General features: G+C 42.0%; 14 protein-coding genes. 4 read left to right on the top strand and 10 right to left on the bottom strand.

The genetic code is table 11. The annotated features are described in order from the left end of the window. From ONT18_RS15035 to ONT18_RS15005, 7 genes are all read right to left on the bottom strand, one after another. On the bottom strand, positions 1 to 3,201 hold the full coding sequence (locus tag ONT18_RS15035) for a DUF6443 domain-containing protein (RefSeq protein WP_264906476.1): 3,201 nt from the start codon (positions 3,199 to 3,201) through the stop codon (positions 1 to 3). Further along, positions 3,198 to 6,524, bottom strand: a complete 3,327-nt coding sequence (locus tag ONT18_RS15030) for an RHS repeat domain-containing protein (RefSeq protein WP_264906474.1) — start codon at positions 6,522 to 6,524, stop codon at positions 3,198 to 3,200. The genes ONT18_RS15035 and ONT18_RS15030 overlap by 4 nt, the downstream gene beginning before the upstream one ends. A gap of 24 nt (positions 6,525 to 6,548) precedes the next feature. Further along, on the bottom strand, positions 6,549 to 7,574 hold the full coding sequence (locus tag ONT18_RS15025) for a hypothetical protein (RefSeq protein WP_264906472.1): 1,026 nt from the start codon (positions 7,572 to 7,574) through the stop codon (positions 6,549 to 6,551). 330 nt (positions 7,575 to 7,904) lie between these two features. Continuing rightward, positions 7,905 to 8,225: a hypothetical protein gene (locus tag ONT18_RS15020; protein WP_264906469.1), complete on the bottom strand. Its 321-nt coding sequence runs from the start codon at positions 8,223 to 8,225 to the stop codon at positions 7,905 to 7,907. Between the two features lie 16 nt (positions 8,226 to 8,241). Continuing rightward, the gene (locus ONT18_RS15015; protein ID WP_264906468.1) at positions 8,242 to 8,769 is read right to left on the bottom strand and encodes a hypothetical protein; all 528 of its coding nucleotides are present in this window, start codon (positions 8,767 to 8,769) and stop codon (positions 8,242 to 8,244) included. Between the two features lie 143 nt (positions 8,770 to 8,912). After that, the gene (locus tag ONT18_RS15010; protein ID WP_264906466.1) at positions 8,913 to 10,709 is read right to left on the bottom strand and encodes a RagB/SusD family nutrient uptake outer membrane protein; all 1,797 of its coding nucleotides are present in this window, start codon (positions 10,707 to 10,709) and stop codon (positions 8,913 to 8,915) included. Between the two features lie 19 nt (positions 10,710 to 10,728). After that, positions 10,729 to 13,830: a SusC/RagA family TonB-linked outer membrane protein gene (locus ONT18_RS15005; RefSeq protein WP_264906464.1), complete on the bottom strand. Its 3,102-nt coding sequence runs from the start codon at positions 13,828 to 13,830 to the stop codon at positions 10,729 to 10,731. 394 nt (positions 13,831 to 14,224) lie between these two features. On the opposite strand from ONT18_RS15005, the gene ONT18_RS15000 reads away from it, so the two are divergent. The 4 genes from ONT18_RS15000 to ONT18_RS14985 all read left to right on the top strand — a co-directional run bounded on the left by ONT18_RS15000 (position 14,225) and on the right by ONT18_RS14985 (position 19,693). Further along, complete coding sequence (locus ONT18_RS15000) at positions 14,225 to 16,099, top strand: sialate O-acetylesterase (protein WP_437183742.1); 1,875 nt, start codon at positions 14,225 to 14,227, stop codon at positions 16,097 to 16,099. Positions 16,100 to 17,337: 1,238 nt separating this feature from the next. Then, positions 17,338 to 18,249, top strand: a complete 912-nt coding sequence (locus tag ONT18_RS14995; RefSeq protein ID WP_153113300.1) for an Rpn family recombination-promoting nuclease/putative transposase — start codon at positions 17,338 to 17,340, stop codon at positions 18,247 to 18,249. 159 nt (positions 18,250 to 18,408) lie between these two features. Continuing rightward, a complete protein-coding gene (locus ONT18_RS14990; RefSeq protein ID WP_264906459.1) occupies positions 18,409 to 18,867 on the top strand; it encodes a transposase in 459 nt (152 codons plus the stop codon). A 367-nt stretch (positions 18,868 to 19,234) separates the two neighbouring features. After that, positions 19,235 to 19,693 (top strand): hypothetical protein, encoded by a 459-nt coding sequence (locus tag ONT18_RS14985; protein WP_264906457.1) that lies wholly within the window; start codon positions 19,235 to 19,237, stop codon positions 19,691 to 19,693. A gap of 412 nt (positions 19,694 to 20,105) precedes the next feature. Here ONT18_RS14985 and ONT18_RS14980 read toward each other — a convergent pair whose 3' ends face one another. The 3 genes from ONT18_RS14980 to ONT18_RS14970 form a co-directional block, all read right to left on the bottom strand. Further along, positions 20,106 to 22,340 carry a sialate O-acetylesterase gene (locus tag ONT18_RS14980; RefSeq protein ID WP_264906455.1) on the bottom strand — a complete coding sequence of 745 codons (2,235 nt, stop codon included), beginning with the start codon at positions 22,338 to 22,340 and terminating at the stop codon, positions 20,106 to 20,108. A 3-nt stretch (positions 22,341 to 22,343) separates the two neighbouring features. Next, the gene (locus ONT18_RS14975; protein ID WP_264906453.1) at positions 22,344 to 23,135 is read right to left on the bottom strand and encodes an HNH endonuclease; all 792 of its coding nucleotides are present in this window, start codon (positions 23,133 to 23,135) and stop codon (positions 22,344 to 22,346) included. 312 nt (positions 23,136 to 23,447) lie between these two features. Further along, positions 23,448 to 24,236 carry a DUF1593 domain-containing protein gene (locus tag ONT18_RS14970; RefSeq protein WP_264906451.1) on the bottom strand — a complete coding sequence of 263 codons (789 nt, stop codon included), beginning with the start codon at positions 24,234 to 24,236 and terminating at the stop codon, positions 23,448 to 23,450. Positions 24,237 to 24,363 lie beyond the last annotated feature (127 nt).

Here is a 24,363-nt window from a genome sequence, read left to right as displayed (position 1 = left end):
TCATTTTATTATTGGCTTTAATTTAAAAATTTCTTTTGATAATTTAATATTACCTTTTAGTAATTTTCCCAAAGATTTTTGTCCCCAGTTTAAAGGATAAACTTCTACCACATGGTTACTTTTTACTCCTCGAATAAGATAAAGCACATTATCATGCCCCATGACAAAAACAGGCATGCTAAAATGGTTCTTTGATAAACCTGCATCTCCATAGGTATTGCCAACATAATAAGATGGTTCTGCGGAAGTGAAACGGTTCTGATGACTATGTATTTGGGCTTTTACAGTATAACGTCCTAATTTATTTGAAAGGATTCGCCCTTGAAAAGAATATCCTTCATAAGCATTCAGCTTTGTCGTCGTAGCGTCATTTTTATAATCAGGCAATACTAACACTTTGTTGTTTTGCAACAAGAAGCCTCCAACTTCACGCTTCTTATAATTTGCTTTTTGCCATATATAGTTATATGCCTGAGTTTCATTTGCAAACATAACACTACCATCATTATTATAAGTAGCTAAATTACTTCCCTTGCCTGTGGTAAAAGAACTACCCATATATATTTGCCCTTTCTTCAAGTTCTTACCAGAGTGCACGTCTGGCGAATACAAGTAAAGCCCATTTTCTTGATACCAATCCAAGCCATCTATATCGAGATACAATACGGGATTATTTCCACAATACAAATATGGACTTAAAGAATAATATTTACTAAACAAAGGATCCTTTCTATCCCAAAACAAGCCAGCCGCATCATACATTCTTGCACCATGGTCATACCAGTCCAAACCATACATATGGTCGAATTCCTTACCAATGTATTTGCTTTTCTGGATTTCTGCATTGTATGACAAATCACCATATACACCTCCGAATGGATAGTAATGGTTTACCTGCTCTATTGTACCTTTCTCGTTTACAACCATTCTTACGCTGCCAAGATGGTCTTTCTCGTAATAATGGAACGTAGGATTCTGGCTATTGTCGAAGGAACAATAGCCACCATCGAAGAGATACTTGTCAAGCTTACCATTTTCAAATATGAAGTTACCGATGTAGTCGGTCGTGTTTGTCACGACTGACTCATGGGTGGTTCGCAGCTTATTGCCAGCTGCATCATAGACATACTTCGTCTTGAAGCCATTATTGAAGGTGATACACTTCAAGTTGCCCAGGACATCATACTCTATATTGCTGATACCCTTGTTCAAGTCCTTGACCAATGCGCCATTGGCATCATAGAAATACTCCACGTCCGCATCGGCTCCATCCTTGAAATCAAAGGAGCCATCATACAGCAGACTACCTGCTTTGTCTGAAATCGACTTGATCTGATTGCCATTATACGCATACGTCAAGTCGTCAATGAGACCAAACGACCCATTGTTCTTCTTGCCATATCGCTGCAATCGCTCGATGGAGCCATTCGGAGAATATGACAACACATGCTCGGAGTAATGGCTCTTGCTCTGGCTCAAGTCCGCCCCCTCTCCATAGGCAGATTCCTCCAAGCGGTTCAAGCCATCATAGATGAAGTCATAGCCACGGAGCACATTGTCCTTGCTTGATTGCCATTGCATACGGCTGATGTTGCCATTGAAGCATGGATTTTCCTTTGTGGACTCATAATACAGATTCTGCTTGAATCTGTCTGACTTCGTCTCCTTAAGCCAGTTGCGGATATTGTAGGCGTAATGCACGCTGCCAGCGTTGCCGCTTCGATTGACAGAGACGAGCCTTCCGATGTCATCATAGCTATACGATGCCACTGTCCTTGTTACATTTCCAACTTGTATTGTCATTGTCTCGATTTTATCATTGTTTGGATTATAAACATACAGCTGAGTAACATTCTTTGTCATGTCGCCTTTCGTCAATTCCGCCTTGACTTCAATTGGTTTTCTTGTAAAACTATACTTGATGGATTGCCTCAAAAATACTTCATCAGGCTTGATCTGCATTGACTCAACGACCAACCCACGCAAGTCATGGTAGGACACGGAAGCCAAGAGGTCACCATCCGTGTTTCGTGTCACAATACCTGTTTGTGAGCCAATATTGTAGGATTCCTGCAAACCAGAAGTCTTCGCTGACAAACTTTTCGAGGTCAGCTTCTTGACCATCTGACGATTCAAAAAACTATAGCTGTCATAATACTTGGCGCTTAGAAGCTGTTCATTCCTAAGACCTAAGTTTCCTAATGGGGTGTAGCCACTGTTGCACAAGCCCGAGGACAGCTCTCCATAAGTAGCCAAAGCAGAAGTGCATGAGGCATTCATGCTGGTTGTCGTACCCATGAGAACCTCGCGTTTCATTTTGTCATAGAGGTAGAACACGAACAACCCCTTCTTGCGTTGTTCGCCATCTTGAGAGAACATCAAGTTGTCGGCCGCATCATACCACATTTGTTGATATTCACAACCTGGCAGACGTTTCCACACACATCTGCCATATTTGTCATAACGATACTCATAGCCAAACTTTTGCAAATCTGAATATTCCTGATAAGACGGAGAAAGCACATAGCGAAGCCGACCGATATTGTCATATATATAATAGGTGTCGTTGTTTCCATCCCTACGTTCCAACACCTTATGACCAAATAAATCGCTAAAGGTCTGCTTAGTTTTTCCATCTTCATCTGTCTCTTCCAACATAGAAAGGGATTTGGCTGCATAATAGCCATTTTCCTCTAAAGTACCCGACCCACTCACTTGATAACGTTTCACGCTATTCGATTCATTCGAACTGTAGCGTTGGTTTACAGACTTCTTCGCCTTGTGCCATGACTCACCTGCCCCTAATGTGGAGATTTGTCTATCCAAGACATCATAACGATTCAATGAGTACGGATTTTGGTCGTTATGAAAAGCTATGAGAGAGGAAGACAGTTCAGAGGGGGACACGAAGGAGCAACCTGACTGCGCTGTTCCAGGAAGCCAGCTCTGCTTTTCCCTGCCAAGCGCATCATGTTCCTGTAATGTATAGGCATACTTTCCTGTACCACCAAGCCCATTGGTTGCAGTCTCCACAGGATTCCCCAAACCATCATAATACGTAACAGTCGTTATGGCGTGAGTTCCGTCCACGTCAAGCACCTCCTTACTCATCACATAGTTTTGAGTAGGACTTTGTGCCTTGGAAGAAATGGTCAAGGCACAAAGAAGAAGCAACATACTTACAATTCTTATTATTCTCATCTTTGTTTGAAATTATATGAATATCCATGCAAAACACCAATATGATCTCTAACGCTTTCCAACCTGCCTTCCGAGTCGTAGGAATAACTCGTTTCGTATCCATTTGGATTGATGACAGACGATATATTCAAACGTTCATCATACACATAAGCTGTCGTTTGGCATCCCTTATTTCGCGCAGCCTCATAAATAGACAGCAGCATACTTTTTGATAAGTAATTCCGACCACCCAATGATGCGACATAACTTGAGAGACCTTTCATTTCTGCATAGGTCACCCCTACGATTTTCATAACAGGACATTGATAATTATAAGACCATAGCAATGTTACAGGCACACCATCCTTTCCCTCATATTGCAATATATTACCATGCTCATCATAAGCATCAACAGTAGCTTCTGTCACCAAAGTTCTGCTAGGTATTATCGAATAGCACTTATTTATTACAGGCAATCCATTTGATTGTGTAAAATCATATCGTCCGCCTCCAGTAAAAGTACCATTACGATAGAACTCTTGCCCTGTGATTTTGCTCATGCAATGCTTGTCAACAAGTAAAGCCGAGCCTGCTGATTTATCATCACACGGATACCAATAATACGTAGCAGCCGTTTGTTTCCCATACTCATCTGCAATATTTTCTAACGATATTTGCATATTTTGTTGATTATACGAATAGTTTATGTCTTTGGCGAGCTTGACATTTCCCTGTTCATAATTGATTTCTTTTGCCCTTGTAAGATAACACCATTCTATAGGTTTCCTCAATATAGCTAAATCAAATTTTCCTACTGTTAGGGATCGACTTGGCAGATGAGTAGGCACACATTTTGGAAACAAGGCATATCCCAACTCTTTCTTATCATACGAATACTCCAACTTACGCAAAGGCATGCCATCTGTAGAAAACACCGTTTCACTTTTTATTTTTCCATTCAAATAACCCTTCGAATTATAAAAGAAAGCATTATTAACCCTCGCATTGATACTATTGTCCAGACTATACCCTTGGTTATAATACTCTGTCAAAGTCTTTTTCAACAACATGCCAGAAGAATCTAAGTCATATTTAGTGACTTTAGAATAGCCAACCATTGCCGGATTACTCAACGAGCATATGTAAGAATAACTTGGTTCAGAACTTGCATAATCGAAAGCAACATTTACGGATTTTTCCACATGATCATTTACACCAATATATGAATAATCCACAAAATGTTTTTCCAATCTTTGTGTAGGTATCAACAACTTGCCGTTTTGATATTCATATCTGGTTTCACCAAGCAATTCATTAGTTGAATCATAATTTTTGATATTCTTAATTCGTAAACCTGCGCCAAGTGACATTCCTCCTTTTTCTCTTCCAGAAGTATCACTTACTTTTACTATCTGATAACTTAAGGAACATTCTGCCACAGGTATCGAAGAACCTTTGCACTCCGGCACCTCAACCTCCAAAGAGTATTTTCCTGGAGCCAATGTCAATCGCATGGTGTTGCCATACGGACTTCCAATCGAAAAATCAGAAGTTGAATAGCTTTTAATAATCTCACCTGTATCCTCATTTTTCAAACAAGCTTTTGCTGTATATCTGTTCAAGTCTGGGGTATACAAAGAAACACGAAAGCTATATTCTGTTGTTTCCGTCACTGTGATTTCCTTCTTTTGATGACTAAATCCTCCAGTACCATAAGCATTGGCACTACACCCAACAACAGAAACAACAAACCTATCGGCTGCATCCGGATAGTAATATTCGTCATCAAAGCGATTAGGCTCATATTCAAAACATGAATAGCCGCCTGTTGGATATGTGAGTTTAGTCAACACTCCTACCTTAGAATATTTTTCCGATGCATAACGATTGGCATTACCCAGATAAGATACGGGGTTCACCAATTCACCTTGTAAGCTATACCTTGGCGAGCCACATAATGTACGACCATTATCAATACCATTAAAATACCCCCAGTAATCCTGAGAAAGGCTTCTAGGAGAAGGCAGTTCTGAATTTTCATAAGCCAGCTCATATATTTTAGAGTTAACCTTTACCCCTGTAAGTTTCAGACGTTTACCAGAAGTTCCATTCTGAGGAGAAGATTCTTTAAAATAATCATAACTAAAAGATATTCTGTCAAGAACATTGCCCCTAACAGTAGATTTTCTTACAATGCCGGCAATTGATTTTGCACCATCTAAATCCATTCTATCTGCTATGCTAAAACTGACAGAATCACGACAAGTGATTATCTTGGAAGGATATACTTTGTAAAAAAATCCAGAAGGATCACCTGTTGTATTAATATACGTTTTATTCTCACCCATAAGCGACATCATTTGGCCTCCTATATCATTGGGATAATTGCTTTTTTCATCAAGCTTTGCTTGTGAATAAAAGGTCTTTACGCTTCCCATACCTTTACTATAATTCATAAAATGCTGAACATACTGGAGTTCTATATGGCTCTTACCGTTTTTTCCATCCAATCCGTATATATGAGTCAAAAAATATGAATCCTTATTCGAATATTCCTTAAAAGCCTCAAACTCATAGGTGACGCCATGTTCATCCGTCAATATAATATTTGCAGGATAATGATATTGAAAATCAGAAATAACAATTTTATACTTGCTAGTGTTCTCATCCAATGGGATTGCCACATTCCTTTCCCTGTCAATATAGAACGATACTGAGTTTCCACAAAAATTACCTTGGAAAACATCTGGAGTATAAAATCCCCTGACTAGATCAGAATACATTAAATACTGCTTTTCATTTCCTGGTGGCAAACAAATATCAACAGATGAGCCCGACACAACCATACCCATATTAGCTATATAATGGGCATAAAAAGGACTATAAGCCGAGTACACATGAAAATTGCTTTCAAAATAACTTTGAGGACTATTAGGTGTTTGCAGAAAATCATCGCGTCCACAAACAATATGTTTTATATAGCCACCACAACTTAAGTTCCATCCTAAGCCTACGAAAGTCGCATTTTGCTCCACTTTTATTCCAGAGGCATCATAATATAGTTCTATTGGATATGATACGTCACCAGACTTCACCTCAAGCAATGGTATTCTAATGTTCGGGGTACCTGTATATTCTGTCATCGCAATCGTTCCATATTTTCCTAATGAAGCTGCCTCTGGAGTCAGATGATTAAAATCTGGTAACAGCTTATCTATGCTCAAAGAGTTTTCTTGGGAAAATGAAAATGGAACATTGCAACAAACAACAAACAACAAACAGAGTATATTTTTACAACTCCTCTGCTGCATTGAATAGAAATCATAGAAAATAAAACTTTTCATAAGAAACGCATTATTATAGTTAAATTACTCAACGGAGACTTTCTCTGAAAGCATCTGATTGTTTACATTAATATATAAGACATATTCACCTCGTGGCAAATTGCCAAAATCTATTACTTGCTCATATCCATCACCTGCTGGTTGATACTGGTTGAATGACTTCAAGAGCATACCTGATGTGTTACTGAGCACGAACCGCAGCTGACTGTCTGAGGACAAGGAATATGCTATGTGCAATTGCTTACCCGAAATCGTTACGTGATAGGTGATATGAGAAGACGTCTTCGGCTCTTGAGTTTCCTTACCTTGCTGCCCAGCTCGCAACTTTACATTTTCAGAATCTTCCAACTTTTCGAAGCACTCAACATTGGCCACGCAAGCATATTTTCTCTGCAAGATTTCTCGATTGGCATTTTTCAAAGATGCCAGCAATATCTTGAACACAGGATAGCGATAACCTTGGGCATACCAATCATAAGAATTAACCTCCAACTGCATCTTTTCGGCATTAGGCATTACTTCCGTGCTATCATTCAAAGGAATAATGACTCCATTAACACTCCTCTTGATTAATAAGGTATTGGACAAAGATTCATTGTCTGGAAGGATGATTTTTCCAATATCAATAGCCTTAGTGTTACTTATTCCCCTCAGAACAAAATTTATCTTTGAACTATAAGTTCCGTGCCCTTTGATGTTACACACTAAGGAGTCATTAGCAACAAAGGGATAGCGAAGATACTCAAAAGTATCAACGAAATCTATCTTCACAAGGGATGTCTGTATCTGAGACAAGTACAAGCCTGCTGTAGTTTGCACGAAATCCAGCATCTCGTCTTGCCCTATCATCCTAACCTTTGCAGAATCCTTACCATAGAAGGACACTTCTCTCTCCTTTCCCAAATACTTAAGATTTGAGAAATCCCATGTCGATTCATCATTCTCTGGGATACAGAGTTTTTCTATATCCACTAAGTCATAACGGATACTATCACCAACTATAAGATTATTGGTGAAGCAAGAAAGTTTGGCTTGTTGTGATATAGCCATTACACTACAGCATAACATCAAGCTTGTAAAAAGCAGGTTTCTATTCATTGTAAACATCATTTTTTGTAATATTTTCTAATCAATAAAATTAAAATAATTGATGACAAAATACTATAATACATACCAAACATAATCTGGTTATATAAGCTCTCCACCGCATCATATCCTATCTTAGTACGACTAAACAATGATTCGCCTATATAGTATAAATCTCCATAGTTTATATCCAGCATCCAATATACCAATTGGGAAAATAACATATAAAAATGTATACATAACAAAAGTATTAAAACATATTTTTTTCATCATTTCGATAATTGTTTTTGCAAATTAAATATAGCAATAACCACCATCAAAGAGATACTTATCCAGTTTGCCATCTTCGAATATAAAATTACTGATGTAGTCAGTCGTATTTGTTACGGCTGATTCATGGGTGGTTCTTAGCTTGTATCCAGCGGCATCATAGATATATTCCGTCTTGAAGCCATTAGAGAAAGTGATGCACTTCAAGTTACCAAGAATATCATACTCTATATTGCTGATGCCCTTGTTCAAGTCCTTGACCAATGCGCCATTGGTATCATAGAAATACTCCACGTCCGCATTTGCTCCATCCTTGAATACTACAAGTATTATAAATCTTTTCATAAGACGATAAACTATATTATTTTTCTATTAATGTATCTCGTTTAATTTTAGGCATTACAAGCGTATCGGGTTGATAATTAACCCAAACACTATCTCGATGTCTTTTATACATCCTTGCTCTTTTGGTATAATTAATAAATGGAGTTTTATTGATAAACATCGTATCACTAGCATTTTCAGAATTAACAATTGGTACAGAATCCCGAACAGCATAACAAATCGAGATAGTATCTTTGCTTTTCATATGTTTATCAAACATATATACATTCTCACTAGCTGCAATTTTGTATACATTTCCACTAGAAAAAGAGAATCCAAAAGGAGATTGTATCAAATCCTCATAAAAAGGACCTACCCAATATGAACCTTTAATGCGATTATACCATATTGGTACATCTTTAGAATTTACAATCAAATAAGAATTCTTACCCATTGGATATCTTTCCAAGTCTTTAACTATAAAAGAAACCATATGTCGTTCTCTTCTCTCCTGTGTACAAGAAAGCATACAAAACAACAGCATAAATACAATTAAATTTTTCATTATTCTAATGATCCATGTTTTCATATGCAAATTCCTTTAAAGAAGAAAAAAAGGGAGTGCTTTTTTTCAAAACACCCCCTAATTGTCAAACAATCTATAGTTCTTTAAACTAAAAACACTATATTAACAAAACAACTTCATGATTACCAACCAGGATTCTGCTTCAGGTTAGGGTTCTTATCCAACACGGTCTGTGGATAAGGGAAGAACTCATGCTTGCCCTCCTTGAAACCTACCTTGAAATTAGTCTCAGGAGTGTTGGTCGTATAGAAACGGCTGTTTGCTTCTGATCCATGCTCCCAAGTTACATCCTGGTCGTCTGCCTTTGGAGCTCTGAAAACCTTATCAAACAAATGTGGCACGACTGTACCAGCCTTAGTCAAACGCTCCTTGGCCTTTGTATCATTCCATCGCATGATATCGAACCAACGACAGCCTTCAAGCCAAAGTTCATATGACTTTTCTTTCATCAACACATCCATATCAACAGTTTCACTGACTGTCTTGGAACCAGCACGTTCCTGAATCTTATTGATATATTTCTTAGCTTCATCCAGATCGCCTGTCTGAATACAAGCCTCTGCATAATTGAGCAAAACCTCAGCGTAACGCATGACAAGATAATTATTCAAGCGAATGTTATCACCATATTTCTTGCCTTGAGTATCAGGAGCTCTCATTATTTGCTTGAACGCCAACCAGGTAGAGTTGCCGTAGAGTCCCTGAACAGGGTCATTGATGCCAATCTTGTCACTGGTTTTCTTCTGCTCGTCAGTCATATTATCGATTTCTTTCTTGCCGTAAGGCATATGATAAACCGCATCATCAATATGCTTTAAAGTAGCATTCAAGCGATAAGAGTGATCACCATCATTTTTATAGAATTCGTCACCAAACCACTGAGGCACGCCAAGGCCACCCCAGCCATCAACGCCGCCACAATAAACCTTGTTAGGAGAAACCACAAAGTGATCAGCACGCCAATCCCAATAGTTGGTCTCCATCCAGCTAGAACGCTGAATCATACCACCCCAATTGGACTTACCTGTATTATACTCGAAGTTGATTTCAAATACCTTCTCCTCGTTGGCATCACCCTCGATATGGAAGTTGTCGGCATATTGCTCACCAGGAACAAGATCATACTTTTCCGAGTCTATAACCTTTTTAAGGGCAATTTTAGCCTCTTCATATTTACCGGCGAAAAGGTAAGCCTTTCCGGCAAGAGCATATGCAAAGCCCTTGGTTACCTTCACTGCTCCATCCTTGTCATCCTTACTTTTACGCTCATCCAAATCGTTGGCAGCATTCTCACATTCCTGCGCAATCCACTCTATCAACTGTTGGTGATTCATAGGATGCTCAGGATCCTTATCACAATTAAAAGGCTGTGCAGAAGGATCCAGAGCTTTAGTTACCAATGGTGGAGTACCCCAAAGATTAGCCAACAGAAAATAATCATAAGCACGAAGCACACGAGCCTCTGCGGCGCAACGTTTCTGCACAGCGGTAGTACCCTTGGCAAAGTGATCGAGTACAAGGTTACAGGTATATACAGAGTGATAGAGGCCTGTGTACATATGCTTTGGCACTTCAGCCTCAGCATCATAATAGAACTGATTGAGCATGATACCAAACGTATTATCACCAGAGTTGGCACCTGCTGCCAACACATCGTCTCCACACTCATTGAGTATCAGTTTCAATGGAGTATAAATACTTGGGCCACCACCATCGTGGTTACGTCCCACCACATTACACATAAAGCCTTCGTATGCAGCAACGAGGGCTGCCTCTGCATCAGCATCGGTCTTATAGAAGTTCTCGGTAAGTATTACACCCTTCTGCTCAATGTCAAGCTGATCCTCACAAGATGTAGTGAGCGTCATTGTTCCTGTAGCAGCAAGAGCCAATATTGTTGAAAATAATATTTTCTTCATTGTTTTTGAATATTAAAGGTTAGAATGTTACATTGATACCAAATACCACCTTCTTGGAAGTTGGATAAGTACCATTATCAAAACCACGAGAAGCACCACTGTTGATAGAAGCAGTCTCCGGATCAGCACCAGGATACTTGGTGATGGTGAAGAAATCATCCAGTGAGCAATATACACGAAGATTGCTGATACCTGCCACGCTAGAGATAGCCTTTGGCAATGTATAACCCAACTGAATCTGCTTGATCTTGAAATACGAGCCACTGAACACAGCAGCATCAGAACTGAAGAACTTCCAGTCTGTAGCAACCTTTTTCATATCAGGATATTTAGCATTGGTGCGGTCTGCTCTCCAAGAATCCTTCCAGTAGGTATCAATTCCATTGATCAACGGACGGTCTGCAGAAACCATCAAGTTGTAAATCTTGTTGCCAGCAGAGCCTGTTCCAAATACGGTGAGGTCAAAGCCCTTATATTCTGCATTAAGAGTAATACCATAAGTAAACTTAGGAATACCTGAGCCCAAATCCTGCTTATCTTCATCGGTTGGAGCTGAAGTTGTTTCGCCATTCTTATTATAATAGAGAGCGCTACCATCTTCGGCTACACCTGCATACTTGTAACCACGGAAATACCATACCTGATGGCCAGCCTCGAATGTAGGCTTAAGCTGGTTATTGAATCCATCGATACCTACTTCGGTCAAACGGCTTACAAGGTTAGAAACCTCCTTCACCTCATTCTTCAGAGTTGAACCATTTACGGTCACACTATACTTAAAGTCCTTGATGTGATCTCTCCAACCCAACTCGAAATCAAGACCAGAGTTAAGTACCTTACCTGTATTAACAACTCTCGTGTTTACACCAATCTCTGGAATAGGAGTGATTTCAATCAAGAGGTCCTTGGTTGTCTTACGATACCAGTCTAAGCCCAAAGTCAAACGGTCGTTAAGGAATCGCGCATCAAGTCCAAGGTCAACCTGCTCTGAAGTTTCCCACTTCAAGTCTGGGTTAGCAAGTCCGGAAGGCTTAGAACCTAAAGTCAGCTTACCATCTCCGATAGAAGGATTATACTGATAGAAACTCTGATTAAGAGCTATGGTAGAAGCATAACGATAATCGCTCAAGATATTGACGTTACCATTCTGACCCCAAGAACCACGAAGTTTCAAGAAAGAAATGGCATCACGGCTTATATTGTCCTTGAAGAACTTCTCATTGCTGATAGCCCATCCTGCTGAAACTGATGGGAAGTTACCCCAACGTGCCTTCTTTGAAAGTTTTGATGTATCGAAAGCATCACGACGGAAGTTAACCTGCATGAAGTAACGGTTGTCATAGCTGTAAGATACACGGCCAAAGTAAGATAACTCTGTTGCATCTGAAGGAGCGTTACCTACATTCTTGGTTGCATCAGCCAACAAGTAGTTGATGTAATGGAAGTTTGGCTCATAAGATGTGAGTATGTTACCTCCTGTAGAACTGATGGAACTGTTATCCCAATGATTCTTGGTAAACGACATACCTGCCATGGCACCAATAGTGTGCTTGCCGATTGTTGTCAAATAGTTGGCAAAGTTCTCCCACTGATAGTACAAACCATTATTGGTATTCGCTTCAATGGTATAGTTTTCACTATGTGCCATAGATGTTAACCAATATGGAGTCTCGTAGTTATGATAGTTACTCTGAGTGATACGATAACCTAAGCGAGAAGTAAATGTAAAGCCCTTGAATGGCTTGATATTGGCAGCAACGGTACCACGTACATTGATACCAGAATTCCATGTATCATGACGGTCGCGCTGATAGAGAGGGTTACCAGTAGCATCTTCTACATATTTAGAAGTACCATAGTAGTCATTGTTATGGCTTGGATCTCTTGGAACAGGGCCACCGGCTTCTACCTGTGCCTTCATGCCAGGAGCCAAATCCTCCACATTACTGATATAAGCTGGAGTCAAAGGATCGATAGAAACCACAGAGTTCAGCAATGAACCATAACCTCTAGTTACACCTTTGGTCTTCCACTTTTCAAAAGATGTATTGGTAGTAATGTTCAACCACTTGTAAACATCATAATCGGCATTGATCTGACCAGTGAAACGCTTATAAGTATCCTTACTACCTTTAACGATACCATCATTGTTCAGGATATTCAAGCTGGCGAGGAAACGGCCCTTGCCATTGCTTGCCTGCACGGTGAGACTATGCTGGTGAGCCAAGGAATTCTCAAATACCTCGTCATACCAGTTGGTATTCTGTCCATTATAACCGTTTTTCTGGAGCAAGGCATCATCAATATCACCCAAGTACTTATGATACTCAATATACTCAGGAGCATCAAAGATTTCAGCCCTCTTTCCCAAAGACTGGATGGTGAACTTGCTGCTGTAAGAAATCTGAGCCTTACCGCCATTGGCTGCACCCGTCTTGGTAGTAATGATAACGACACCATTACCCGCCTGCGCACCATAGATGGCAGCAGAAGCGGCATCCTTCAATACCTCCATGCTCTCGATCATAGATGGATCCAGGTACTGGATGTTATCCACCTTCAGACCATCGACAATGAGCAACGGACCGATATTACCACTATTGGAAGAATAACCACGAATACGGATATCGGCAGCCTCACCCGGACCACCCGAGTTGATAATCTGTACACCGGCAGCCTTACCCTGGAGGGCAGCACCGGCATCGGTAGCAGACAAACCCTTGATGTCATCGCTCTTGATAGATGCAACTGCACCAGTCAGGTCGCTCTTCTTCTGAACGCCATAACCGATGACAACGACATCATTAAGAACTTTAGAATCATCCTTCAAGGTAATGGAAAGGGTTTTACCAGCCTCAGCTTTCACGGTCTTAGGCTCCATACCCACATAGGTAATAGTCAATGTTGCATCAGGAGCAGCATCAACGCTAAACTTACCATCCAAGTCGGTAACAACACCCAGTTTGCTACCTTCTACTTTAACAGTAGCACCAATCACAGGTTCTCCACTTGGATCAGTCACTATACCTTTCACTATGCTCTGAGCCGAAACTCCCAAAGGAAGCAAACAGAGCAGGAATAGCAAAACAAACGGCTTTTCAATCATTTTTAAATTCTTCATCTTAAAAATAGATTAATAGTTTTACTTTACTAGTCAGTTGTTTAATATTACATTATTATATATACATCCTAAATTCTCTAAAATTTCATTAAGGATGCTGAAACACGTCGCAAAAATAGATAAAAACATTAAAACGCATTTTATCTCAAGTAACAAATACTTTATCACAAATAACATCTACCCCAAAAGAAACAAAATGAAACATATTCTGAAACCTGAGACAAAAGAATCACCTTATTATATAACAAAGGGAAAAGTTATTGATATATGAGACAAAGCACGTATGGAAATCTTTTCATAACTTTGCAAACAGAACAGAAGATGAAAATCAATCTAATAATTTAATTAAATATAAACTATGAATAGATTATCAATCTTAGCATCGATGCTCGCGATGGCGTGCCTACCTATGATGGCACAGAAAACGGGCAGTAAGGTTCAGGAAAAGCCTGATCCTAATTTTCAGATTTATCTCTGCTTCGGACAGTCGAACATGGAAGGAAATGCGGCTATCGAAGACATCGACCGAACGGGCGTGAACCCGAGATTCCAGGCTATGTATGCCGTGGATGATGAAAAGGCAGGATGGAAGAAGGGACAATGGCACACCGCTGTGCCGCCACAGGCAAGACCCTCTACAGGACTGACTTCTGTTGACTATTTCGGAAGAAAGATGGTGGATAACCTGCCAGACAGCATCAAGGTGGGAACCATCACCGTGGCCGTGGGCGGAGCCAGCATCGACCTCTTCGATAAGCGTACCTATAAGGCTTATCTCAAGAAACAACCCGACTGGATGAAGAACTTTGCATCCCAGTACAACGGAAATCCATACGCCCGACTGATAGAACTGGCAAAAATAGCCAAGAAGCAGGGTGTTATCAAGGGCATCCTCCTGCATCAGGGCGAAACCAACAACGGCGATGCCAACTGGCCTAACCGAGTAAAGACTGTTTATAACGACATCTTGAAGGATTTGAATCTGAAGGCAGAAGACGTACCTCTGCTCGTAGGCGAAACCGTACAGAAGGATATGGGCGGAAAATGCTGGGCACATATCGCCATCGTTGATGATATTGCCAAGACCATTCCTACAGCCCACGTCATTTCTTCAAAGGGCTGTCCACAGCGTGGCGACGGTCTCCACTTCATCGCAGAAAGCTACCGCACCATGGGCAAGCGCTATGCAAACATGATGCTCGCCCTGCAGGGAATCATTCCAGACAGCAACTATCCGCGTGTAGATAAGGACCGCAGAGCTTATGTAAAGCTCCATGCTCCTGAGGCAAAGAAAGTAATCTTCGACATCTGCGGCAAGCAATATGAGATGAAAAAGGATTTGGATGGCGACTGGTACGGCGTGAGCGATCCGCTGGTAGTAGGATTCCACTACTATTTTCTGAATGTAGATGGCGTGCAGGTAGTTGACCCTGCCAGCGAAACCTACTTCGGCTGCTGCCGTGAAGCAGGCGGTCTGGAAGTTCCAGAAGGAGCAGAAGGCAACTACTATCGTCCTCAGCAGGGCGTAGCCCACGGTCAGGTTCGCTCAGTATCTTACTATGCAGCCTCCCAGAAGCAATTCCGCCGTGCCATGGTTTACACCCCTGCCGAATATGAAACCAACACCACCAAGCGCTATCCTGTGCTCTATCTGCAGCATGGCATGGGCGAAGACGAGACGGGCTGGAGCAAGCAGGGAATGATGCAGCACATCATGGACAACCTGATAGCAGAAGGCAAGGCAGAGCCTATGATTGTGGTCATGGAGAGTGGCGATGTAAAGAAGCCTTTCGTTGCCCGTCCAGGCAAGAATGTAGATGAAGAGCGCAGCCACTATGGAGCTTCTTTCTATGATGTGATTATCAAGGATCTGATTCCGATGGTTGACAAGACATTCCGCACTTATACCGACCGTGAGCATCGTGCGATGGCTGGATTGTCATGGGGCGGTTGCCAGACATTCAACACGGTATTGCCTCACATGGACAAGTTCTCTGCCCTTGGAACCTTTAGCGGTGCACTCTTTGGCGTGGATGTAAAGACCTGTTTCAATGGAGTTTTTGCCGATGCAGAGAAATACAACAAGAACATTCATTATATGTTTATGGGCTGCGGTTCGGAAGAGAACTTCGGTACCGAGAAGATGGCACAGCAGTTGAAGGAGCTGGGCATCAAGCTCGATGTTTATGTATCACCAGGCACTCATCATGAGTGGCTCACCTGGCGCCGCTGCTTCAAGGAATTTGTTCCTCCCCTCTTTAAGTGGTAAACAAACTATCAGACACAATAAATCCCAGAACTGCTTGGAAGAGCGATTCTGGGATTTATTTATATACTTCTTGCCATTGAATTCCCGCACTGAAATTACGTCACGACGTATCTTTTACTACGTCCGGACGTAACTTTTGCTGCGTCGGGACGTAGCAAATGCTACATCGGGACGCATTTTTTACTGCATCAGGACGTAGCAAATCCCTCAAAAACACCGTTATTTTGCTGATTTTATGCCAAAAGTGGTAATAGGTGGCAATAAGGTGACAATAAAAACACACCTTATTGCCACACGTTATCCCCTAATAATCAAAGAGTTAAGTATAAGTGTGGCAAATGTGGCATTAAATTAGAAAAAAATACACATGTAATACTACAGAATACTGATATAACTCAGTCAGCTAACTCAAGTAGTTCAATCAGCTAACCCAAGTAGTTCAGTAAGCTAACTCAAGTAGTTCAATCAGCTAACTCAAGTGACTCAATCAGCTGACGCAGATATCTCGACAAGCCGAAGGATACGTCTCCGTTAGCCTACGGAGTCGTATCCGTAACCCAACGGAGTCGTATCCGTAACCCAATGCAGTCATATTCTTAACCCCACGCAGCCATATCTGTAGGCAAACGGAAGCACATCATGGCAAACTATCAGACATAAAAAATCCCAGAACCGCTTGGCAGAGCGATTCTGGGATTTTTTTATACCATTTGTTCATTATTTATATTATATAGATTAATTCGTTACTGAAGTTTCGCATGTAAGCCCCATACGCCCTGAAAGGGCAGAAGCTCCTAGCCCAGGGCAACGCCCTGGGTAATTACGGACGCAAACCTGTCGCCCTGTAAGGGCAAAAGCTTTAAAATACAAGACCATTAATAAAGCTTTTGCCCTTACAGGGCGCCTTGCTGATTGTCATTATACCCAGGGCGCTGCCCTGGGCTAGGAGCTTCTGCCCTTTCAGGGCGTGCTGCTTCTGGAGCTTATGGGCTTTACCTTTGCTTTACCCTTCGGCCAGCGATTTTCAATTCCCTTCGGCCGATGACCGTTGGTTCAGGGCGTGTGGGTAATTTCAACCGTACAGGTCGAAAAGTTTTAGAAAAAGTTATCAGATAGTATTGGGGATAGCAAAATCTTTACTTTTTTACCTTTTTACTTTTTTACCTTTAAAAATCCTAGAAAACTCTTGCGGGTTTGAAAATAAAGTCGTAACTTTGCGCTATAGAATTTTAAAACAGATGGTTATGAAGTACTTAGATCCCAAGGCAGACCTTACGTTCAAGAAGATATTCGGCAATCATCCTAAAAGACTGATCAGTCTCCTGAACGCCCTCCTGCCACTCAGCGAAGAAGAGCAGATACACGAGATAAAGTATCTGCCTACAGAACTTGTGCCTCAGCTCGAAGGGGGCAAGAACACCATAGTGGATGTACTCTGCACCGATGTCAGAGGCAGGAAGTTCTGCGTGGAAATGCAGATGGAATGGTCTGACGCTTTCCAGCAGCGAGTACTGTTCAATGCATCTAAGCTCTATGTGAGTCAGGCAAAAAAGGGAGGAAAATACAGCGAACTCCAACCCGTATATTCTCTCAACCTGATAAATGATATCTTTGCGCATGATACTCCGGATTTCATTCACAACTACCGCATCGTGCACGATAAGGACAGCAATAAGGTCATCGAGGGCTTGCATTTCACCTTCATTGAACTCCCTAAGTTCACTCCTCATTCCATTGCCGATAAGCGCATGATGGTCTTGTGGCTCCGTTTCCTCACAGAAATAAATTCCAATACGAAGGATATTCCTGCCGACCTGCTCAATGATCCAGAGATTGGAAAAGCCGTAGAAGATCTTGAAGTTTCCGGCTTTACGGATGCCGAACTCCGTGCCTATGATAAATTCTGGGATTCGGTAAGTGTTGAAAGAACCCTTCTGGATGACAGATATCAGAAAGGAATGGAAGAAGGCATGGAGAAAGGCATGGAGAAAGGTATGGAAAAAGGTATGGAGAAAGGTAGAGCAGAAGGCAAGCATGAGGCCAACACAGAAACAGCACAACGATTGCTGGCAATGGGACTTTCTGCCGAACAGGTTTCCAAAGCTACCCAGCTACCTTTGGAAATCATTAAGAATCTGAGCAATACATAAAAAACTCAAGTTTCGCATGTAAGCTCCACACGCCCCAGGCATCAGAACACCATCATGTCCCCACACGCCCTGAAAGGGCAGAAGCTCCTAGCCCAGGGCAACGCCCTGGGTATTATGATATACAAACCAACGCCCTGTAAGGGCAAAAGCTTTAAAAATATGGCGCAATCCTTATCAAAGATTTACATCCATTTGATTTTCCACATCAAATCAACGAGCCCCCAAATCCGTGAAAATGATTTGGAACGACTCCATTGTTATATCGGCAAACTTGTAAAGACAGCGGGATGTACCGAGATAAAGGCTGGTGGTATAGGCGATCATGTTCATGTATTGTTCATATTATCAAAAGATGTCACGATTTCCGAAATAGTTGAGGAAATCAAGCGAAACAGCAGTAGATGGATAAAGGACCTTGATCCGGGTTATTATCATTTTTTCGCATGGCAGGGTGGTTATGCCGCATATTCCATCAGTCAATCCGTTGTGGACAAAACATCGCAATATATTGATAATCAGAAAGAGCATCACACCAAGCATTCGTTTGCAGAGGAATATAGAGCATTCTTGGAATTATATAATGTGGAATATAATGAAAAATTCGTGTTCCGGGATTAAGGAAGATTGGTGTTGTAAGGCTTTTGCCCTTACAGGGCGCCTTGCTGTTTGCTATCATACCCAGGGCGATGCCCTGGGCTAGGAGCTTCTGCCCTTTCAGGGCGTGCTGCTTGCGTTTAGCCTACGTTCTGCTTCTTCTTTTTCCTTCGACAGAGGAGATAAAGATGCTGAAAGCGGAGATGTAGATTACGAAAATCTCCATATAATCAAGGGTCTATACACCACTTGTCATCGTGGCATATAGACCCTTGTCCTGTCACATAAGAAACGCAATCTCTTACTTTTTCATAAACTTTTCCCAGAAATCCCTTGCAGATATGAAAATAAAACCGTAACTTTGCGCTATAGAATTTTAAAACAGATGGTTATGAAGTACTTAGATCCTAAGGCAGACCTTACGTTCAAGAAGATATTCGGCAATCATCCCGATCGATTGAAAAACCTTCTGAATACCCTTCAGTCACTCAATGAAGATGAACTGATACGACAGCAACAATATCTGCCGACAACAGAAGAACTGGAGATTTCCGGTTTTACAGATGCCGAGCTCAGAGCCTATGACAAGTTTTGGGATTCGGTAAGTGTTGAAAGAACCCTTCTGGATGACAGATATCAGAAAGGAATGGAAGAAGGTATGGAAAAAGGCATGGAGAAAGGCATGGAGAAAGGTATGGAAAAAGGTATGGAGAAAGGTAGAGCAGAAGGCAAGCATGAGGCCAACACAGAAACAGCACAACGATTGCTGGCAATGGGACTTTCTGCCGAACAGGTTTCCAAAGCTACCCAGCTACCTTTGGAAATCATTAAGAATCTGAGCAATACATAAAAAATATAATAGCGGAGATATTGATGACAAATATCACCATAATAAATCCCAGATCCGCTTGGAAAAGCGATTCTGGGATTTTTTATACCATTTGTTTAATATTTATATTATATAGATTAATTCGTTACAGAAGTTTCGCATGTAAGCCCCATACGCCCTGAAAGGGCAGAAGCTCCTAGCCCAGGGCATCGCCCTGGGTAATTACGGACGCAAACCTGTCGCCCTGTAAGGGCAAAAGCTTTAAAACTCCAGACAAAATATAAAGCTTTTGCCCTTACAGGGCGCCTTACTGATTGCCATTATACCCAGGGCGATGCCCTGGGCTAGGAGCTTCTGCCCTTTCAGGGCGTGCTGCTTCTGGAGCTTTTGGACCTTCAGCCCGTACTTAAACCACATGCGAAACTTCAGTTTGTTATTTAATCACGATTTTCTTACCACCATGGATATAGATACCCTTGGTAGGACGAATAACCTTCACACCTTGAAGGGTGTAGTATGCCTTATCCGCAGATTTCATCATGGTTGCCACAGCTGGCTTCTCGATGCCTGTTGATGCATAGGCTTCGTTGTCAAGAAAATAGCTTGGACCTTTCCAGTTGATGCTCCAGCCCTGAATATTGCGGGCTGAGAAATCGGCGTTGGCTATCAGATTCTCTGATGTTCCTTCCTTCACCAACACCATGTCGTCAATATCGAGTGTACCACCGTATTTGCCAAATACAAACTGGAAGGTATCCAAGGTGAAGTTGGCTGTGAAATTCCAGGTCAGCGTCTTCCAGTCGCCAGCCTCTATAGGATAGGCTGCCTCATACTGCACATCATCACTTCCACCCCACTGGTTCTTGTTTTCACTTGCATTCCAGATAGGCCAGAATCCCAGCTCAGCGCAATCTGCTGAAGTTCTCATCTTCATGGTCAGCGAATACTTGGCACCCTTCTCCAAAGCCTTTGGCAAGGTGTAGACAGCCTGACGGTCCCAGAGGTTCTCGCCCACAGTACTCTCGTAACGGATGAAATAGTTGCGGTTTTCCACAGGTACCACACCCAGAAGTTCGAGCATCACATCGGCATAACGCTTACCAAACATACGATAGCCCTCTGCTGTGAAATGGAGTTTATCGCTCTGCAGCGGACAATCCTTGGAAGAAACCACATGAGCAGTAGGAATCGTAGCTGCGATATTGTCGATGATGGCATTATGTCCCCAGCAGGCTGCGCCCTGATCTTTCTGTCCCAACTCGCCCACGAGCAATGGCACATTCTTGGCATCAAGTCCCAGGTCAGCAAGAATATCCTCATAAATCTTCTTTACCTTAGAAGGCCAGGTCTGATCGCAGTTGTTGGTTTCGCCCTGATGCAGCAGGATGCCCTTGATAACACCACTCTTCTGTGCTATCTTAGCCAACTCGATAAGACGGGCGTAAGGATTACCGCCATACTCCTTGGCATAATTGCGGAGCCAGTCGGGTGTATTGGCATCATTGAGATAAGACTGATACTTATCCTTATCGAAGAGATCGATGCTAGCACCGCCTACAGCTACGGTGATGGTTCCCACCTTCACCTCGTCAGACAGATTATCAACCATCTTTCTTCCGAAATAATCTACTACCGACAGACGGGTGTAAGGACGAGCCTGAGGCGGAGTAGCAGTATGCCATTTGCCTTTTGTCCATCCGGCACTGGCATTATCGAGCGTATACATTGCCATGAAACGAGGGTTCACACCCGTCTTATCCTGGGCCTCGATAACGGCATTACCCTCCATGTTCGACTGTCCGAAACAAAGATAAATCTGAAAATTAGGATCTGGAGTAGAATGCTGGTTCAACTGATGACGCTTGAAGAAGTTCCACAGTTTCTGGGTAGAATTTACCCCGTTTGCTTCGTTGGAATGCCAATGTCCCTTACCGTCAATAGAGATAAGGTTCACTTCTACATCATCGTTCACATTATTATATATAGTACGGGTATCATTTGCAGTATTTCTGCCGGCAGGATAAGGACGGATTACCTGCGGATTGCTTGTATCACAACCTTCGTAGGCTGCCCACTTCTTTACATATTCCTCAATACTAGGATAACCGCCAGCCATGTGATGAGGATCGCCCGTATATTTGAACACATCATCAGCGGTTCCGTGAATATGCATGATAGGCACCATGCGGTTAGCTCTAGGCTGCTCACCGATATCCACACCGCTTACTGGTCCGAAGGCAGCAATCTGATCGCCAAGCGTTTCCAGACAATGATACCCCAGCCAGCTACCCATAGAGAAACCCGAGAGATAGATGCGGTTCTTGTCCACATGGTGCTTCAGCTCCATATCCTTCATGACAGCCTCCACAAACATCACATCACCCATACCGCTGGTATCCCACATTCTGTTATTACCCAGCGGATAAGTAACAATAAAACCCTCGGTATCAGCCAGCGCATTCCATTGCGTCTGATTCTGCTGAAACCCAGGGTCCTGATTCATACCATGAAGAGAAATCACCAGAGCTGGTGATTTCTCTACATTCCTTGGTACATAAGTGAGGGTCTTGCGAGTAGAAGTCCCCACTTTTACATCTTCCCAGGTCTGTGCCGCCATTTGTAGGCACAGAACCATGAGGAGAGATGCGAGCATTGTAAAACGTCTCATCTATTACTTGATAACCATCTTTTTACCATTCTTGATCACAATGCCCTTGTAACCCTTACCTACCTGCTGACCAGCGAGGTTGAAGCACTTGCCATCCTTAGCTACATTTGCACTCTCAATTTTAGAAATGCCTGTAGTAGGCTCTTCTACAATTTCAAATGTAGCAGCATTCTGCCAACCTGGATAGTGAACAGTCTTATTAGTATCATACTCACCAACTGTTGCATTATCAAAATTCTCTGTTGAAAGGAGGGTGCCATCTGCATCATACACCTTAATGCTACCAATATAGATGGCTGCATCCTTAGGCATCTTTCCTACATTCAGCAAGAGTGCAGTAGCAGCATACTCATAATTCTCCAAAATTTCCGGATCACAATTTTTGGTATTACCATTTGTATGATCTATCTCCATTCCTGGCTTTGCAGTACAGTGGGAGTGACAAGTAACCGTGGTCTTACCAGGGAAGTTTATTACTGCCTCTGACTTTTGATTAGTCAAGGTAAGTTCCTCAGTATAACTGAACACTGCAGAAGCATTCCACTCCGTCATATGCTCTGTCTGAGTCTCGTCAATAGCCTCTGTTCCGATTTTGAATTCGGTACCAGCTGTAGTGTACACATCAAACTTCACGACATAAGGCTTGCCCTTCTCTAGATTCTTAAGGTTGATAAAACACTGGCTATCCCAAGCATTAGCCTTGTCAGCGGTGCCAGTAATCTTCAGCACCTTGTTAGCTGCACTCACGTTAACTGCCATCAAGGCAGCAGCAATCAAAGTAAAAATCTTTTTCATACGCTTTTAATTTTAAGTTTATTGATAATAATTGTTCATTCGTGGAACGAGAAATGTTTCTCATTTCCGCTTGCAAAAATAACAGAAAAGGCTGAAAAAGACTTTGCGTGGTATAACAAATACTTTGTGAGAAGTACCAAATAGGTTTGATAGCCAACATTATAACGAAAATGATACACCATCAAACCTATTTGAAAAGGAAAAATATACAGATGAGCCTAATACATCACGTCCTTCTCTGGGAATTTGTTATATGTTAAATATCAATTACTGAATTATCTTTTTCTGATAACATTGCCTTTATAGTTATGTTTATCGCTGCCCAGAAAGGTTGAATGTCTCGCCAAGTTTTGGGCGGATGATGACCCTTCTGTAACTGGTCAGCGCCGGAGTCCCATTGTCTGTCACTTCACAGATTATATGCAGTTCTTTTCCTGCTGCATCCTGGGGGATACGTAGAATGGCATTAGCTTTGTCTGCCTCTCTGATACTTACCGTTGAGGTGTAAGTACCCGCTTCCGGCAATATCCACCAGTGGAATGTCAGTTTATCTTTATCCGGATCCACAGATTTTGAAGCGTTTAATTGGAATTCCTCTTCTGTTTCTGGTTCAATTATAATCGGGTTCAATCCCTTTTCACCATTTACGATGACTATCGGGTTACGGTTTCCTTTGCCGTATGCAGCCCAATCCATACGTGCCATGAAGTTGGCGAATATTGCGGGATAGAAGTATTTTTCATATTTCTCCGATATGCATCTGACTGCCGGATCTGCATTTGTGTAGCATGTTGTCAGACTGTCTGGTGACAGTCCCCATCGGAAATAGCCACCCCAACCTGCCTGGCTACATACGGTCGGATCGTTTAATCCATTTGGGGTTACATGTAGGAAAGAAGGAGTGTCGCCTTCCACTCCGTATTTGTTTTTCGGATATATTTTCCCTAGATTCCCGTGATTTTGTATATGAGTTGCGTATTCGTTCCAATTCTGGCTTCCTATGGCGTTCTGCACGATCCAGGCGCTGTCGTCCCAGAAAAAGCGGATATCCTTGCCGCAAGTCTTGCGGATCCATTGATGAGAACTGAAGGCATAATCCACAGGGGACACTATTATAAATTAAACTTTTTAAACACCTAAGCAGCAAAAAGTTCTTGAAAAAGTCAAGCGGCAGAGCCGAGCGGCCCAGGATTTTGCCATGTCGAAGAATTCACTTATCTTAGTGTTG

This window comes from Segatella copri, assembly GCF_026015295.1.
GTDB classification, from domain to species: domain Bacteria; phylum Bacteroidota; class Bacteroidia; order Bacteroidales; family Bacteroidaceae; genus Prevotella; species Prevotella copri_C.
Note: the sequence above shows the minus strand (reverse complement) of the source record. Positions and strands in the feature narration are given on the sequence as shown.

Coding starts and splice junctions, on each gene's coding strand:
- ONT18_RS15005 (WP_264906464.1), bottom strand. CDS start 13,830: ATGAAGAATTTAAAAATGATTGAAAAGCCGTTTGTTTTGCTATTCCTG.
- ONT18_RS14980 (WP_264906455.1), bottom strand. CDS start 22,340: ATGAGACGTTTTACAATGCTCGCATCTCTCCTCATGGTTCTGTGCCTA.
- ONT18_RS15020 (WP_264906469.1), bottom strand. CDS start 8,225: ATGAAAAGATTTATAATACTTGTAGTATTCAAGGATGGAGCAAATGCG.
- ONT18_RS15015 (WP_264906468.1), bottom strand. CDS start 8,769: ATGAAAAATTTAATTGTATTTATGCTGTTGTTTTGTATGCTTTCTTGT.
- ONT18_RS14975 (WP_264906453.1), bottom strand. CDS start 23,135: ATGAAAAAGATTTTTACTTTGATTGCTGCTGCCTTGATGGCAGTTAAC.
- ONT18_RS15000 (WP_437183742.1), top strand. CDS start 14,225: ATGGCGTGCCTACCTATGATGGCACAGAAAACGGGCAGTAAGGTTCAG.
- ONT18_RS14990 (WP_264906459.1), top strand. CDS start 18,409: ATGGCGCAATCCTTATCAAAGATTTACATCCATTTGATTTTCCACATC.
- ONT18_RS15010 (WP_264906466.1), bottom strand. CDS start 10,709: ATGAAGAAAATATTATTTTCAACAATATTGGCTCTTGCTGCTACAGGA.
- ONT18_RS15025 (WP_264906472.1), bottom strand. CDS start 7,574: ATGGCTATATCACAACAAGCCAAACTTTCTTGCTTCACCAATAATCTT.
- ONT18_RS15035 (WP_264906476.1), bottom strand. CDS start 3,201: ATGAGAATAATAAGAATTGTAAGTATGTTGCTTCTTCTTTGTGCCTTG.
- ONT18_RS14995 (WP_153113300.1), top strand. CDS start 17,338: ATGGTTATGAAGTACTTAGATCCCAAGGCAGACCTTACGTTCAAGAAG.
- ONT18_RS15030 (WP_264906474.1), bottom strand. CDS start 6,524: ATGAAAAGTTTTATTTTCTATGATTTCTATTCAATGCAGCAGAGGAGT.
- ONT18_RS14985 (WP_264906457.1), top strand. CDS start 19,235: ATGAAGTACTTAGATCCTAAGGCAGACCTTACGTTCAAGAAGATATTC.